This window comes from Oceanobacillus sp. M60, assembly GCF_053839645.1.
Window position 1 is genome coordinate 1 of the sequence record NZ_JBSSNH010000001.1, and the last position, 15,960, is coordinate 15,960.

13 protein-coding genes and 4 tRNA genes are annotated in these 15,960 nt (G+C 40.9%); 4 read left to right on the forward strand and 13 right to left on the reverse strand.

The genetic code is table 11. From position 1 onward, the window contains the following. Positions 1–163 precede the first annotated feature (163 nt). The 4 genes from ACW0TQ_RS00005 to ACW0TQ_RS00020 all read right to left on the reverse strand — a co-directional run bounded on the left by ACW0TQ_RS00005 (position 164) and on the right by ACW0TQ_RS00020 (position 495). Positions 164–237: transfer RNA gene (locus ACW0TQ_RS00005), tRNA-Ile, on the reverse strand. A gap of 9 nt (positions 238–246) precedes the next feature. Then, positions 247–320 (reverse strand) — tRNA-Gly (locus ACW0TQ_RS00010). A gap of 20 nt (positions 321–340) precedes the next feature. After that, positions 341–417: transfer RNA gene (locus ACW0TQ_RS00015), tRNA-Pro, on the reverse strand. Position 418: 1 nt separating this feature from the next. Beyond that, a tRNA-Arg gene (locus tag ACW0TQ_RS00020) sits at positions 419–495 on the reverse strand. Between the two features lie 755 nt (positions 496–1,250). Here ACW0TQ_RS00020 and ACW0TQ_RS00025 point away from each other — a divergent pair. Genes ACW0TQ_RS00025 through ACW0TQ_RS00035 form a run of 3 tightly spaced genes read left to right on the forward strand, consistent with a single transcriptional unit; the run spans position 1,251 to position 3,089 of the window. After that, entirely contained in the window at positions 1,251–1,571 is a 321-nt protein-coding gene (locus ACW0TQ_RS00025; RefSeq protein WP_042532507.1) for a PadR family transcriptional regulator, read from the forward strand. Then, on the forward strand, positions 1,564–2,121 hold the full coding sequence (locus tag ACW0TQ_RS00030; RefSeq protein WP_042532505.1) for a DUF1700 domain-containing protein: 558 nt from the start codon (positions 1,564–1,566) through the stop codon (positions 2,119–2,121). Before ACW0TQ_RS00025 ends, ACW0TQ_RS00030 begins: the two co-directional genes overlap by 8 nt. Then, entirely contained in the window at positions 2,118–3,089 is a 972-nt protein-coding gene (locus ACW0TQ_RS00035; protein WP_042532503.1) for a DUF4097 family beta strand repeat-containing protein, read from the forward strand. Before ACW0TQ_RS00030 ends, ACW0TQ_RS00035 begins: the two co-directional genes overlap by 4 nt. Positions 3,090–3,342: 253 nt before the next feature. Here ACW0TQ_RS00035 and nikC read toward each other — a convergent pair whose 3' ends face one another. The 7 genes from nikC to ACW0TQ_RS00070 form a co-directional block, all read right to left on the reverse strand. Next, positions 3,343–4,278 carry a nickel transporter permease gene (gene nikC / locus ACW0TQ_RS00040; protein ID WP_042532501.1) on the reverse strand — a complete coding sequence of 312 codons (936 nt, stop codon included), beginning with the start codon at positions 4,276–4,278 and terminating at the stop codon, positions 3,343–3,345. Between the two features lie 13 nt (positions 4,279–4,291). Then, positions 4,292–5,293: an ABC transporter permease gene (locus tag ACW0TQ_RS00045; protein ID WP_042532499.1), complete on the reverse strand. Its 1,002-nt coding sequence runs from the start codon at positions 5,291–5,293 to the stop codon at positions 4,292–4,294. A 172-nt stretch (positions 5,294–5,465) separates the two neighbouring features. Then, positions 5,466–7,142, reverse strand: coding sequence for an ABC transporter substrate-binding protein (locus tag ACW0TQ_RS00050; protein ID WP_042532497.1), 1,677 nt, complete (start codon positions 7,140–7,142; stop codon positions 5,466–5,468). A gap of 235 nt (positions 7,143–7,377) precedes the next feature. After that, positions 7,378–8,346, reverse strand: a complete 969-nt coding sequence (locus ACW0TQ_RS00055; protein ID WP_256705817.1) for an ABC transporter ATP-binding protein — start codon at positions 8,344–8,346, stop codon at positions 7,378–7,380. Next, positions 8,321–9,337: an ABC transporter ATP-binding protein gene (locus ACW0TQ_RS00060; protein ID WP_455725239.1), complete on the reverse strand. Its 1,017-nt coding sequence runs from the start codon at positions 9,335–9,337 to the stop codon at positions 8,321–8,323. Before ACW0TQ_RS00060 ends, ACW0TQ_RS00055 begins: the two co-directional genes overlap by 26 nt. Positions 9,338–9,742: 405 nt before the next feature. Next, a complete protein-coding gene (locus ACW0TQ_RS00065; protein WP_193065060.1) occupies positions 9,743–10,636 on the reverse strand; it encodes a ribokinase in 894 nt (297 codons plus the stop codon). Positions 10,637–10,808: 172 nt separating this feature from the next. Continuing rightward, complete coding sequence (locus ACW0TQ_RS00070; RefSeq protein ID WP_042532489.1) at positions 10,809–11,705, reverse strand: DMT family transporter; 897 nt, start codon at positions 11,703–11,705, stop codon at positions 10,809–10,811. Between the two features lie 494 nt (positions 11,706–12,199). On the opposite strand from ACW0TQ_RS00070, the gene ACW0TQ_RS00075 reads away from it, so the two are divergent. Continuing rightward, the gene (locus tag ACW0TQ_RS00075) at positions 12,200–12,943 is read left to right on the forward strand and encodes an SDR family NAD(P)-dependent oxidoreductase (RefSeq protein WP_042532487.1); all 744 of its coding nucleotides are present in this window, start codon (positions 12,200–12,202) and stop codon (positions 12,941–12,943) included. 173 nt (positions 12,944–13,116) lie between these two features. Here the strand turns inward: ACW0TQ_RS00075 and gbsB are convergent, their stop codons facing one another. Together gbsB and betB are read right to left on the reverse strand one after the other, a co-directional pair. Continuing rightward, on the reverse strand, positions 13,117–14,325 hold the full coding sequence (gene gbsB / locus ACW0TQ_RS00080) for a choline dehydrogenase (protein ID WP_042532486.1): 1,209 nt from the start codon (positions 14,323–14,325) through the stop codon (positions 13,117–13,119). Between the two features lie 63 nt (positions 14,326–14,388). Next, on the reverse strand, positions 14,389–15,858 hold the full coding sequence (betB, locus tag ACW0TQ_RS00085; RefSeq protein ID WP_042532484.1) for a betaine-aldehyde dehydrogenase: 1,470 nt from the start codon (positions 15,856–15,858) through the stop codon (positions 14,389–14,391). Positions 15,859–15,960 lie beyond the last annotated feature (102 nt).

A 15,960-nucleotide genomic window follows, 5' to 3' on the forward strand; every position in this document is an offset into this window, starting at 1 on the left:
ACTTATTTTTTAAGAAAAACGAGGTTGTCTTTCTTCTTTCGTACTGGTTGTTTTGTTCAGTTTTCAAAGAGCAATTTGTTTGTCGTTCCTAAAAACAGCGACCAAATAAATATACCATGTTTCAAAATCATTGTCAACAACTTTTTTAACGGAAGTTGTTGAGTGGGCCTGAGTGGACTCGAACCACCGACCTCACGCTTATCAGGCGTGCGCTCTAACCAGCTGAGCTACAGGCCCATAATTCTATGGAGCGGGTGAAGGGAATCGAACCCTCATCATCAGCTTGGAAGGCTGAGGTTTTACCACTAAACTACACCCGCTTGTCAAAATTAAAAGCTTCTGGTCGGGAAGACAGGATTCGAACCTGCGACCCCTTGGTCCCAAACCAAGTGCTCTACCAAGCTGAGCTACTTCCCGATGGCGCGCCTGAGAGGAGTCGAACCCCTAACCTCTTGATCCGTAGTCAAACGCTCTATCCAATTGAGCTACAGGCGCTTTATAAGCGAACTTTTATATAGTAACACATCTTTTAAATCGATGCAATTACTTTTTTAAATATATTTTTCAATCAATCTCTCAATCGCTCGTGCAATCAATCGACTTTTAATACTATAGCATGTCCTTTTCATTGTTGCAAGAAAAAATCATCCAAAAATTATAATCAAACTATTCTTTATAAATATAAGCACTTGTTCTTTCATTAATACAGATAACTTCTGTTCCCCATCGCAGCGAAGTCGCTTACCCTCCATTCATTGATTCAGCTTTCTTCTATATATAGATATTAATTTCTCCCCCCTGGTTCTCCTACAAACTTTTAACGAGAACTTGCCATTCGTTAAAGGAAGTTTTGAAGGTCTATTATTCTTTAATACTAGTTTTTTAGAAAATGCCTTATTTGAGACCAAAAGCGCAGTAACTCGTCCCATCTAGAACGTTGAGGCTGCGATTACTCCCCATCAAATCATTTCTATTTGAAACAGAGAGGACCGGTCACCGACTTTAAAATTTTCTATCTAGAAATGGGGCATTCTTTTTCCTTAAACGAAATACCCTAAAGCCAGTTACACTGCGATAAAAAATCTATCACATCAAATTCCTTTCTATAATAAGATAATTAAATCACTACTTGTTATTGAATAGTACTGAACAACATGCTATAGTTGGTTTTATCACGGAGCATTGTCCGTAAAACACTCGCTGAATGAAGGTTCGTTTTTATCAGCTTACCTATAAAGAAGGTGACTTTATTGAATGCACAATTTAAAAAAGGGGTTCTTGAACTTTGTGTACTAGTGCTCCTTGATAAGCAAGATTTCTATGGCTATGAATTGATTAAACGAATTACGAATAAAATTGAAATATCAGAAGGATCGGTTTATACCGTATTACGCCGGATATTGAAACAGGGGTACTGTACAACCTATCTTAAAGAGTCTACAGAAGGACCAAGCAGAAAATATTATCATTTAACGGATGAAGGCAAAGGTTATCTCCTGGAGCTTAAAGAAGCATACGAGAATTTTACACGAGGCGTTGATTCGTTAATGAAGGAGGAAAGTAATGAATAAGTTAGACTTTTTAAAGGAACTCACGGTTTATTTACAAGACTTATCGTCACAAGAACAAGAAGAAATCATTCAAGACTTTGAAGAACATTTTGAAATGGGAAGAGCAGAAGGAAAAACGGATGAGGAAATAGTTCGCTCTCTGGGTTCTCCACAGCAGATTGCGAATGAACTACAATCCACGCAGCAATTTGAAAAAGTGCAAGTAAATCATAGTGAACAGAGTCACCTCCGGAGAACAGGCATCATCATAGGACTCTTTTTCTTCAATCTGATTATTGTCCTTGGTCCTTCTGTGGGTATTGCCGGAATTATTCTGGCTGCATGGGTAACTGCTTTTTCTTTTGTTGCCCAATTGCTGATAGCGGGCGTGCAATGGATTATCCACCCTGAATCATTTTATTTATTTGAATTATTTACTTCCATTACATTTGCCGGTTCTGGATTATTCATTTTTATAGCTGCAAATTATATTACAAATGCTTTTATCCGTCTATTTTCTAAATATATCGGGTTCAATGTCCGCCTGGCGAAAGGAGAAAGCCATTCATGATAAATGTAAAACGAATTATTATTTTAGCTGTTATCCTGCTTCTTATTGGAATTATCGGGATGGCTGTTACTTTTTCCTCTTACAAGGAATCTGCTTTCAATGAAGAATCAGAATCTATCCCTTTCGATGCTGATGAAATTACTGAGATTGAAGTCGATGCAGAAAATACACAAATCCGTCTCCAGCCGGCTCATGTCGAAGAGCCAATCGCTGAATATACGACAACGGGGAGAAAGAGTGAAACGCAAGAACTCAGCACCTCAGTTAATGGAGAAAAGCTAACGATTCAAATCAAAGAAACCTCCTTTCCCTTCTTTGATTTCGATTTTATGTTTCATTCAAATGCTGCATTAGATATTTTTGTTCCTGATGACATGATGGAGAAAATGGAAGTAAAAACAACGAATAGCAAAATAAATGCTGCTGATTTACAAATCGATGCGTTACAGCTTCATACAAGTAATGGAAAAATCGAAGGAGAGAACATAGAAACTTCCTTCCTCGATATACAATCATCTAATGGAAAGATAGAACTTCAAAATGTGCAGGGCGATACTAATTTAAACACCTCCAACGGGAAGATTACTTTAGAAAATATCGTTGGTGAGGTAACAGCAAATACGAATAACGGAAAAATCGAGCTTGCTTCTATACAAGGAAATACGAATGTGGAAACTACAAATGGAAAAGTAGAAGCGCAAGATATTTCCGGGGAAATGAAAGCCAAAACGAATAACGCAGCTATCCATATCGATACTGAAAGCTTCGATACTCCAATGGACCTGCAAACCAGTAATGGAAAAATCACGATTATTTCTGAACAGAAGCCTGAAAATGCCACCTTCGATTTACGGACGAATAACGGAAGAATTCGTGTATTCGATTCAAAGGATTGGGATGTCACGTACGGTGATGGAGAAACACTGATTAAAGCACGTACAAGTAATGGCGGAATCAACATTGAATAGAACTGCTCAGTTTAAATAAAAGCCCTCCTCTGCTAGGAAAGTCACATTTTCTAGAGCAGAGGAGGGCTTTTATTATACTTTTTATAAAACGAAATTTCACTCAGTGAGAGTTTTACGAACGGTTCTCCGCATAAACATTCTTCTCAAAGGCAGCTTATATAGCAAAAACGATAACATAATGCCTGTCATAAAATACTTCTGCTTTACACATTACCAAGCATCGTTCTTAAACAAACACGAGCAAACAGCAGCATCAATTCCTCATTTTAGGATCCAGGACATCGCGCAAGCCATCCCCAACCAAGTTAAAACCAAGAACAACAAGCATAATAGAAACTCCTGGCATAATAAGCGTCCATGGGGCCAGCTGAATAAACTCTCTGGAACTGGCAAGCATTTGCCCCCATTCCGGTGTCGGAGGTTGGGCGCCGAGTCCGAGGAAACCAAGTGCTGCCGCTTCCAATATGGCAGTTCCAAATCCAAGCGTTGCCTGCACAATAATCGGCGTGATGCTATTCGGTAAAATATGATGAAAAATAATTCTGCCATTCTTCATTCCCTGTGCCTTAGCAGCCATAATGTACTCCTCTGCCCGTAAACTAATTACTCGGGAGCGCACAATCCTTCCGAATATAGGTATATTAATAATGGCAATCGCAATCAATGCATTTTGCAAAGAAGCACCAAGAATAGCAACAATGGCAATTGCAAGTAAAATACTTGGGAAGGCCAGCAGAATATCAAATATTCTGGAGATAATCATATCCACCCAGCGGCCGAAATAGCCGGCAATAATTCCAAGAAATGTCCCAAAAACCAGAGCACCTATTACTGCAAAAAAGCCAACCTGCAACGAAACCCTTGCTCCATATGCTATTCTGGTAAGTATATCTCTCCCCAAATCATCGGTCCCCATCCAATGCTCGCCAGAAGGAGGCAGCAGCCGGTTGGCCAGGTTTTGTTCATAATAAGAGTAGGAAGTAAGAAGCGGCGCAATAAGCGCAAGTATAAGAAAAAAGAGAATAATAATCATACCAGCCATGGCAAAACGATTTTTTCTCAAGCGCCTCCATGCATCTCTCCAAGGCGAGACAGTTTCTATCTGCTCCACATCCGGTCGGTCGTCTCTATTAACGGGGCTTGTTATTTGCTGTTCGATTTCTTCCGGCTTTCGTTCATCTAATTTCATCACAGCTTCCCCCCTAATAATTAATCCTTGGATCAATGATTTTATATAGAATATCTACAACAAGGTTAATGATGACGAAAATAAATGCAACAACTAAAATGCCAGATTGAATTACCGGGTAGTCTCGATAGCTTATTGCTTCAAATACATATCTCCCTATACCGGGCCAGCTGAAAATCGTTTCGGTTAAAATAGCTCCGCCTAATAAAACTCCTGTCTGTAAGCCAATAACCGTTAACACCGGTATCAATGCATTCTTTAATGCATGCTTGTATATGACAAGAAATTGTCCGGAGCCTTTTGCACGCACTGTACGAATATAATCCGACTTCATCACCTCCAGCATGCTCGACCTCGTCATTCTGGCAATAATCGCCATCGGAATGGTACCAAGCGCGATACTCGGCAGAATTAAATGCTTCAATATCGTCCCTGCTCTGGAAAAATCCAAATGAATGAAAGAATCAAGCACATATAAATAAGTTATAGGAGCAATCGGATCCCTGTTGTCCTGTCTGCCATAGGCCGGAAACCATCCAAGCTCCTGCGCAAAAATCCATTGTTCCATCAGCGCAAGCCAAAAAACAGGTATGGAAACGCCAATTAAAGCAAAAAGCATCGCAAGAAAATCAAACCAGGAATTCTGCTTCCAAGCGCTGATAATGCCTGCATTGACTCCTATAAAAATCGCAAAAAGCATGGCGAAAATAGTTAATTCAAACGTAGCAGCGATATACGGCCAGATTTCTGTAGATATTTCCGCATTGGAGCGCAGAGAAGTTCCCAAATCCCCCTGCAGCAGGTCTTTGACATATATTCCATATTGCGTCAGATAAGGTTCATTCAGTCCCATGCTTTCTTCCAAATTTGCGATGGCTGTTTGGTTAGCGGTTTCTCCGAGTATCACCTGAGCCGGGTTTCCTGGAATCAAATGAACAATGGAGAAGGTGATTAATGTCATTCCAATCAACACGGGAACCATCATTAATAATCGTCGGATAATATAGGAAACCATTATTTCACCTCTATTCTTCTTTATGTATGTGAAATGTAAACAGGAGACTCTCTCCAGAAAAATCTGGCCTCTTTTCCAATGAATCAGAAATACCATTATGATTGCTACCTGCTGATTGTAGGAAGAGGACAGAACGTTGACTGGCGAAAGAGTCTCCTTCATTTACTGCTAATTAATTTGCTAGCTCTACTTCTGCTAACGATTCACTTGTCGATGGATGCGGTACATAATTTTCTACAGCATTTGTTGTGGCAAGCACCGGTCTGGAATGCACTAAAGGAACCATTGGTGCGTCATCAGCAATAAGTTCCTGTGCCTGCTGGTAAAAGGACGCCCGTTCATCCTGGTCAATGGATAATTTCGCTTGATTTAAAAATTCATCCACTTCATCATTATCATAGAATTCCCGGTTGCTGCTTCCGACATTATCTCCATGCAATAAGCTGCTAAGGAAGTAATCCGGATCTCCATTTGTTCCTGACCAGCCCAGCATATACATTTGATGTTCGCCATTCATTGTTTTTTCCAAATATGGAGCCCACTCTTCTCTGACAATCGTAACGGTAATACCTACTTCCTCCAGGTTGTTCTGAATAATTTCCGAAACGGTCTCTGGATCAGGCATGTACGGTCTAGCTACAGGCATCGTCCATAATTCGATTTCCAATCCATCTGCATAACCGGCATCCTCCAACAGTTCCCTAGCCGTGTCCGGATCGTACTCAAAGCTCTCTACTTCATCGTTATATCCCATATAGCTAGGCGGTAGCGGAACGGACGCAGGAGTCGCATAGCCAGCATATAAAGCCTCCGCAATAGCCTCTTTATCGATGGCATGACTGACTGCATGTCTTAAATTTTTATTATCGAATGGCTCTTTTTGAACATTAAACCCTACATAGCCAATATTATTCTCAGCCCGCTCATAAAGCTCCAGCCCTTCATCTGCTTCCACGCCTGCTGCATCATCTGGATTCAATCCATCCATAATGTCGATTTCACCAGAACGCAGCGCAATCAAACGGGCAGCATTATCTGGAATGACTTCAAATACAACGCGATCGAGCTTCGGAAGTCCCTCTATACGATAATCATCAAATTTATCAAGTACAATGGAATCATCTTTTGCCCAGCTGACAAATTCAAATGGTCCTGTCCCAACAGGATTTTCGTTAATGGCTGGACCATATTCCTCCAGTGCCGCCGGGGAAGTAATCGGAAAATAAGTCATCGCCATATTCTGCAGGAAGAATCCCAGAGGCTGGCTTAACACAAATTCGATTTCATGATCATTTACTACATTGATCTCTTCAACAACATGATTCTCATCACCTAGAAACCCGCCAAACATCGTACCGTACATGGAATAGACATAGCCGTCATCAGCAAAAGCATACTCATGATCAGGATCTGCCCAGCGTTCAAAATTGACCTTGACTGCCTCGGCGTTAAACTCTGTTCCATCATGGAAGGTTACGCCCTCCTCTAAATAGAAAGTATAGCTTAACCCATCCTCAGAAACCTCCCAGTCATGGGCTAGTCCAGGCAGAACTTCAAAGGACTCCTTATCAAATTCCAAAAGGCTTTCGTAAATTTGCTTGGTAATACGTGAGGATTCTCCATCCGTGGTGCTTGCCGGGTCAAGACTTTCTGAATCTCCGCCCCGGGCGAATATCAACACCTGATCTCCTTCCGCATCTCCAGTATCCGCTTCTGCTTCTTCTGCAGCATCTGGATCACTGCCTTCTTCCGATTCTCCCCCATTTTGTCCGCCATCACCTGAACATGCTGCCAGTACCAAGAAAATGGCAAGCAGCCAGACAATAAAAATTGAGAACTTCAACTTCATTGCTTTCCCCCCTCATATTTTGTTAATTTATCATGAAGAATCGTCCGTAAAACTCCCGCTTCAAAATAAAAAGTAAAAATAAATTTGTTCAGGCGGTAATTCACGGCCGCTAACTCCCTGGATCAATCCACTCACAGCGATTTTCGATGGAACGAGTAATTGCTGTCCCATGCAGAAGAAAAACCTCCCGCTGCATGAAGTTTCGTTTTATAAGATTCATATTTTGTCATCCCGTTTATTTATATAAATGACAGGCAACAAAATGATTATCTTCCACAGGCTGAAAAGCCGGCCTTACTTCTTTGCAGATATCCATCGCTTGCGGACACCTTGTATGAAAAGCACACCCAGAAGGCGGGTTGGCAGGACTTGGTACATCCCCCTTCAAAATAATCCTGTTCCTCGGCATATCTGGATCAGGAAGCGGCACGGCAGAAAGCAGCGCCTGCGTATAAGGGTGTTTCGGATTATCATAGAGCTTGTTTTTCTCTGTAAGCTCAACCATTCTCCCTAAATACATCACACCGATGCGATCACTGATATGCTTGACCACACTTAAATCATGCGCAATAAAAATATAAGTCAAGTTAAATTCATCCCGCAGTTTTTCCATTAAATTAAGTATTTGTGATTGAATCGATACATCCAATGCGGAAACCGGCTCATCGCATATAACCAGTTTAGGATTGTTGGCAAGCGCCCTCGCGATGCCGATCCGCTGCCTTTGCCCTCCGCTGAATTGATGCGGATATCTTTTCGCATGATAAGGACTCAAGCCTACTACTTCTAAAAGTTCGCCTACTCTGTCCAGCCGCTGCTTTGCAGATGTCATTCCATGCACCAGCAATGGCTCACTAATTATTTTTTCTACCGTATGCCTCGGATTCAGAGAAGCGTAAGGGTCCTGAAATATAATTTGCATATCTTTTCGCAAACGGCGCATTTCGCTGTTCGTTAAGCTGGTTATATCCTGATCCTGAAATTTCACTTTGCCTTCTGTCGGTTCAATCAGGCGCAAAATGGACTTTCCTGTGGTGGATTTTCCACAGCCTGATTCTCCTACGATACCCAGGATTTCCCCTTCCATCACCGTAAAAGATACATCATCGACCGCCTTTACCTCGCCGACTTTTCTCCCTATAGGTCCACCTTTAATATCAAAATATTTCTTCAGACCATCAACTTCCAATATCGGCTTTTGCATGCTTTTTTACCTTCCCTTCTGTATCCTCATGTAAAAAGCATCTGCTCTGACGTTGATTACCCAAAGCATAAAGACCTGGATTCTCCTGAAAACAACGTTCAAAAGCAAATTTGCATCTTGGCGCAAAATGACATCCGACGCTGTTCATTTTTGGCTTCGGCACCACACCTGGAATGGAATATAATTGCTGTTCTCTTTCATGCATGTTAGGAAGTGACTTAATCAGTCCTTGCGTGTAGGGATGCTCGGGGTCTTTTAATATTTCTCTGGTTGTCCCTTCTTCAACTATTTGTCCGGCGTACATCACCACTACTCTGTCGCAGATTTCTGCAACAACGCCTAAATCGTGCGTAATCAGCAAAATAGCTGTATCTTCTTCCTTATTTAAATTTCGCATTAAATCTAAGATTTGCGCTTGAATCGTTACATCAAGCGCCGTGGTGGGCTCGTCTGCAATCAATAATTCCGGGTCACAGGACATCGCCATCGCAATCATCACCCGCTGCCTCATCCCGCCGGATAACTGATGCGGGTACTCCCCTGCAACCTCGTCCGCTCTGGGTATGCCAACAAGCTGCAGCATATCGACCGCTTTTTTTCGTGCTTCTTTTTTTGTTATTTTTTGATGCAGCCGAATCGCTTCAATAAGCTGATTCCCTATTGTAAATAATGGGTTGAGAGATGTCATTGGTTCTTGGAAGATCATGGATATTTCATTTCCCCGCAGCTTTTTCATTCGTTTCTCGGAAGCTTTTACAAGATTTTCTCCTTTAAAATTCATTTCCCCGCTTACAATTTTTCCTGGCGGGCTGGGAATCAGCTTCATTACCGAAAGTGAAGTGACACTTTTTCCGCTGCCTGATTCTCCAACAATCCCGACGACCTCCCCCTTATGGACTTTAATACTTACGCCGTTGACAGCAGGTATTTCTCCGCTCTCCGTAAAAAAATGGGTATGGAGCTCTTTTAGTTCGAGGACGATTTCTGCCATTCGTGTTCCTCCCGTTCTCATTTATAAAGTAAAACGACATTTATTTAGCTCTCTATAAGGAATGAAAATTTGATAAATGAATTAATAAAAATTTGAAGTTGTTCAAACTCGTGGAATTATTTATACTTTTTGGAATATTGCTATCACTAATTATACTGAAAAAAGATGTTTTTGCAAGCGTTTTCAAAAAATAAAATTAATATCTTTATTTACACATTAGAAAACTTGGCTGTCACCACGCCTTTAGATGACAACCTTAGTTACACTTATGCAGTAGGAAAGTTTATACTTTTTTAACTGTCAAAAAAAGCTGTCAGCATTTTACACTAAACAGCTCGATGATCGCTTCTTCCATAGAAGAAAATAACCTCTATTCTTTTTCACTCAATCGATTGAAATTTTCGCTTACCTGTCTGCTTCCTGCATTCTTTGGACAACTGCTGCCCTGGCAGGCATCCCTTCCTGCGCACCGCGTTTTTCTACTGCCAATGATGCGGCTGCATTCGCAAACAGAATGGCTTTTTCAATATTCTTTTCTTTTGCATATTCCGTAACAAAAGCACCATTAAACGTATCTCCTGCTCCGGTCGTATCTTTCACCTCTGCTTTAAAGGAAGGAACTTTTTTCTCTTCTCCATCTGACAGGGTAAATACAACACCATGCTCTCCTCTTGTTTCAATGATTTTCCCTTTTATCAAGGAAGTATCTATCGACTGCTTCATTTCCGAGAGTTCCAAATTATTAGGTGTTAAAAATGCTGCCTTCTCTGCCACTGTCTCTGAAATATCAGCAAATGGCGCCGGATTAATAACTACAGGAATCTGATGCTCATACGCAAGGTTTACCGTAAATTCAATGGTTTCCATCGGTATTTCAAATTGCATTAAAATAATATCGCTGGACAGAATTATATCTTGTTTCTCTTGTATCAGATCAGGTGTGACATATTTATTGGCACCCGGGGCAACAATAATTCGATTATCCCCGTCCGAAACAATAATGGAGGCAACGCCGGTAGATTCATGAGGAACGGCAATAATTGCTTCGTTATCTGCACCTTCGTTTCGGAAACGTTCTTTTAAGCTTTTTCCAAAAGCATCCTCACCAACGGCTCCTACCATAACAACATCTGCTCCCAGTCTGGCTGCTGCAATCGCTTGGTTTGCTCCTTTGCCGCCGGGATAGGTTGTAAACGATTCACCAAGAACCGTTTCCCCCTGTTCAGGTACTTTATCTGTTGTTGTCACCATGTCCATATTGATGCTTCCAACAACACAGACTCTTGGACTTCTTTTCATCTCATTCACTCCTCGTATCAAAACTTCCTCGTTAGGGCGGATAAACGAAATGAAAGACTATCCGCTCACTCATTTTACCGTAGATTAACTGGTTATAAAAGCCGCGGGAAGGAAATGACACCCTATCTATCATGGTGAACCGATCGTAACCTCCGCCGAGCGAAGTTTGACTTTACAGGCTTTCCGGTTCTTTTGGTACTGCTTGTTTCGAACCGCCCTGCAATCGCAGGAAGTAAAATATTCCGGCAATAATTAGTACGCCGCCTATCATTTCCACCGAAGTAAGCACCTCATTCAAAAGAATAACAGCCAGTATGGAAGCACCGATTGGCTCTCCTAATGTACTCATTGAAACTGTTGTTGTATTAACATAGTTTAATAGCAGATTAAAAATAATATGTGCCCCGGTCGGAAAAATAGCAAGCATCAGGAAAACCATCCAATCATTCCCACTATAGCCAGTGAAAGCTATTCCGCCTATCAGATTAAACACGGCTACAGTAATCCCTGCCACCAAAAATACTAAAAAGCTGTACACCCAGTGATTGATAGATTTTACATTTCGTTGACCGATCATTAAATACAGCACTACAGAAACGACAGCAAGAAAAGATAAAATATTTCCTAGCAAGGCTCCGCTGCCGCCGCCAAAACTTCCGCCTCCGACAACAACCACGCCGGCAAATGCAATCCCCATTGCTGCCACGGTACGGATATCTATTTTTTCTTTAAAGAAAACCAGACCTCCAACCAAAGCAATTGCAGGCTGCAGTGCCAATATCAAGGTAGAGCTTGCCACCGTCGTATGATTTAATGATTCGAACCATAATCCAAAGTGACCCGCTAGAAAGATTCCGGCAAAGGAAATAGCTGCCCATTCTTTTCTTTTAATCTTTAAAAAGGATTTTCGGTATTTGTACACGATAGGAAGAATTAACAAACAAGCTAAAAACATCCGATACATTACCATAATGGTAGAAGGTGCATCCGATAATTTTACAAAGATTGCTGATAAGGATATGCAAATAATTGATACTACTAAAAGGATATTAATGGTTCCTTGTTTCAATGATTATCCCTCCTCTGAGAGTGATTTTTATTTTGTTAAGAAGAGATTCGAGTATTTCTATTTCGAAGCCGGCTCTTATATTTACAACAAGAGTGAAACAATTACCGGATAATGCTAGCATGATGACATACATATTTACTAACTACTCAACCGCATAAAGTAATACAAGTTTTTTCTCACTTGACATACCTAATAAAATCAGGCAATGGTTAAGTATATATCACCTGATTTTTTATAGTAGTTTTCATATTAATAAAATTATTTAAAAACTTCATGTTAGTATTTTCCTATACTTTATCTTATAAATGAATATTTTAAAACCTTTATAAAAAAAATACAATAAATTTCAAAATAATGGTTCGGTTTCTGCTAATATAAAGGATTCATCTATCTGATTATTAGCCCCATCTCTCTCGGCTAAGTAGATGCATTTTTACTAATAGACAAACTGTGATAAATTCAAATAGAAAGCAATCAACATTAAAGGAGAAATTATGCCAAATTTAAAAGATCAAGTTGTATTAATAACCGGAGCAAATCGTGGACAAGGGAATGGAATCGCCCAACACTTCGCTTCACTTGGCGCAAAAGTTGCCCTTGGAGCCAGAAATTTGGAGGATGCAGAAGCCCTCTCCTTCAAAATGGGGCAAAGCCAGAGTCTTCCTGTCCAATTAGATGTAACAAAAGAAACAGATTGGGCAGCTGCCATTGAATCTGTTATTCAAGCCTATAATAAAATAGATGTACTGGTTAACAATGCAGGTATTTTCATTAAAAAACCTTTATTAGAGACGACTGCAGAGGATTTTCATCAGTTAATCCAAGTGAATCAGCTCGGTGTCTTTATGGGGATAAAGGCGGTCGCACCCTACATGGAGAAACAGCAAAAAGGATCCATTATTAATAATGTATCTATCTCTGCTTTTTCTCCAATCAATGATGCAGCGGCTTATGCAGCTTCCAAAGCAGCAGTGTCCAATCTTTCAAAATCTGCTGCCATCGAATTAGGACCAAAAGGAATCAGAGTCAATTCGATTCATCCAGGTGTTATTCAAACAAACATGGTGAGTAACAGCAATCTAGAGGTAGATGAGGCCGAGGCTATTCCCTTAAAAAGACTCGGACAGTCTAACGATATCGCAAAGGTAGCTGCTTTTCTCGCTTCGGATGAGAGTGCTTATTGTAATGGTGCTGAAATTGTGGTAGATGGAGGGCTTACACTGGGAACCAATATTTAACCGTTGGCTTGCAAGGAGTAATTTAAAGGGTAATGATGTCGCTTCATTCCATATAAAAACAGAGAGACTTTTCAGCTCTCTCTGTTTTCTTCAAATTACTCTAAAATATTCTGTTTTCTATGTAAAACCTCCAACGTAATCCTGCTGCTGTTGGAGGTTCTTCTTAAAAAATATTATATTGTTTTTTCAACCTGGTTGAAGCAGCGGCCATAAATCCATTTATAACCTTCTTCATTCAAGTCTCTCGGATTCCCAATTGTTTGCGGATCTTTCATTGCTTCTTTCGCAAGACGGTCGGTCATATCTGGTGATACGCCTTGTTCTTCTAGGCTGGGAACCTCTAAATCTTCTACCAATTGATAAACTTCATTCACAGCTGCTTTAGCTGCCTCTTCCTCCGTCAAATTAAATGTATTGATACCTAGCCCTTTAGCAATACGTGCAAATTTCGCTGGGTGACCTTTCCAATTATATTCCATAACAGGGCCCATCATCGCTGCGACAGCCTGACCATGCGCTACTGGAATGATTCCTCCAAGTGTTTGCGACATCGCATGTGCTGCCCCTGCTGATTCACTGCCATAGGATAACCCTGCTAACATCGCAGCTTGTGCCATCCCGTAGCGTGCTTCCAGATCATTTCCATCTGAATACGCTCGTCGAATATATTTACCGACGTATTCTATCGCAAGTAATGCTGCAGCATCTGTCACCGGCTGGGCATAATGCATGGTATAACACTCGATGGCATGTGCTAACGCGTCAATCCCAGTCATTGCTGTTACATGCGGTGGCATCGAAACATGCAGCTCTGGATCAATAATTGTTAAATAAGCAGCAATCAATGGTCCGCCTGTATTAAATTTAAATTCTCTTTCTTCATCTGTAATAACAGCCCATTGCGTTACTTCCGAGCCTGTTCCAGCTGTTGTTGGAATTGTTGTTAGCGGAGGTATGCGATTTTCTAACGGTTTTTTCCCATCCGCTGCTTCGTAATCCAGTACGCTTCCATCATGGGTCGCTTCTACACCGATTCCTTTAGCAGTATCCATTGAGCTGCCTCCGCCCACTGCTACAAGTCCATTACAGTCTTCCGATTTATATAAACTGGACCCTTCTGCAATCAAACGCACTGGAGGATTCGGCTCTACTTTGTTGAATAGAACAACTTCTATGCCGGCATTCTTCAAAGATGCTTCAATCGGCGCAGTCACACCTGCCTGATAAATCCCCGGGTCTGTTACTAATAAAGCTTTTGTAACTCCCAAGTTTTTTACCTCTTCCCCAACATGTTTTATCGCGCCGATTCCATGTTTTATCGCTGTTGGTAATTCAAATTGATGAAATTTATGCATATGCTCTACTTTCATATGAAGACTCATTGTACATTCCTCCAAAAACGTATTTAATATCTATTTCATTATCAAAATCATATTCTACTATCCTCAAAACCAATTTATCGGTTCTGGATTTATATTATGGTAAACATGCTTTGTTTCCTGATATTCTTCTAGGCCAAGTTTGCCTAATTCCCTGCCGATGCCTGACTGCTTGAAGCCTCCCCATGGAGCATGCGGAAAGTATACATTAAAATCATTAATCCATACTGTACCCATCCGCATGTTAGCAACACATCGCTCTGCTTTCGCAATATCTTTTGTCCAGACCCCGCCAGCTAATCCATAAATAGAATCATTTGCGAGACGGATAGCTTCTTCCTCATTACGAAATGTTTCTATCGTAATAACCGGACCGAACCCTTCATGCTGTACAACATTCATTTCCGTTGTACATCCAGTCAAGACGGTTGGTAAATAGAAAAAGCCATTTTGCAGTGCTGGTTCATCAGGACGAGTTCCTCCAACCGCAACCTTTGCGCCTTCTTTCACGCCATTATTTACATAGGCCATCACTTTTTCTAAATGTATTTTTGAAATTAACGGTCCCATTTGCGTATTCTTATCAAAACCACTGCCTAACCGAATCTTTCTCACACGTTCCACCAATTCCTCAACAAACGCATCGTGAATACTTTCCTCCACAATAATGCGTGTTCCTGCTGAGCATATTTGTCCTGCATGGAAGAATACCGCATTCAATGCCTGATCAACTGCGGTTTCAAAATTTGCATCAGCAAAAATAACATTGGGATTTTTTCCGCCAAGCTCTAAAGCTAACTTTTTCACATTGGAGCTGGCTGACCGCATAATACGTTTCCCTGTTTCAATCCCGCCAGTAAAAGAAATCAAGTCCACATCTTCATTGATGGCTAACTCCTCTCCAACCGTTGCTCCAGCTCCCAATACAAGATTAACCACTCCTTTTGGCACGCCTGCTTCTTCCATGAGTTCAAATACTTTAATGGTTGTTAAAGGAGTAATTTCACTCGGCTTCATAATTAATGTATTTCCTGCAACAAGCGCAGGAGCTAATTTCCAGGAAGCCTGTAATAAAGGATAGTTCCACGGAGTAATTTGTCCACATACACCGACAGGTTCTTTGACTACCTTGCTGATGGTATGCGGGACGGGTGAATCAATTATTTCACCGCCATCTTTATCTGCTGATTCTGCATAATACCGAAATACGCCGGCAATATCATCCATATCGCCTCTGCTCTCTTCCACTGTTTTTCCAGTATCGAGCGATTCTAATTCTGCTAATTCTTCCTTATCTCTTTCTATCAGTGCTGCAATATCACGAACGATATTTCCCCGTTCAGTTGCTGAAGTCGCTGACCAATCACCTTGGTCAAAAACATTTCTAGCTGCAGCAACGGCCATTTTAGCATCTTCTTCATTACCTTCTGCAACAAGCGCAATGACTTCCTGATTAAAAGGGTTAATTATTTCTCTTGTCTCTCCAGAGAGGGCAAGCACCCATTCCCCATTGATATATTGTTTGCTGGTATCCAAATGAGTTCCTCCTAACTTACGTTAACTTTGTTAAGAAAAAATTTAACGTTTTGAACAAAATTAATAATAACGAATAAAATTAATCCTGTCAAACGAACCCAT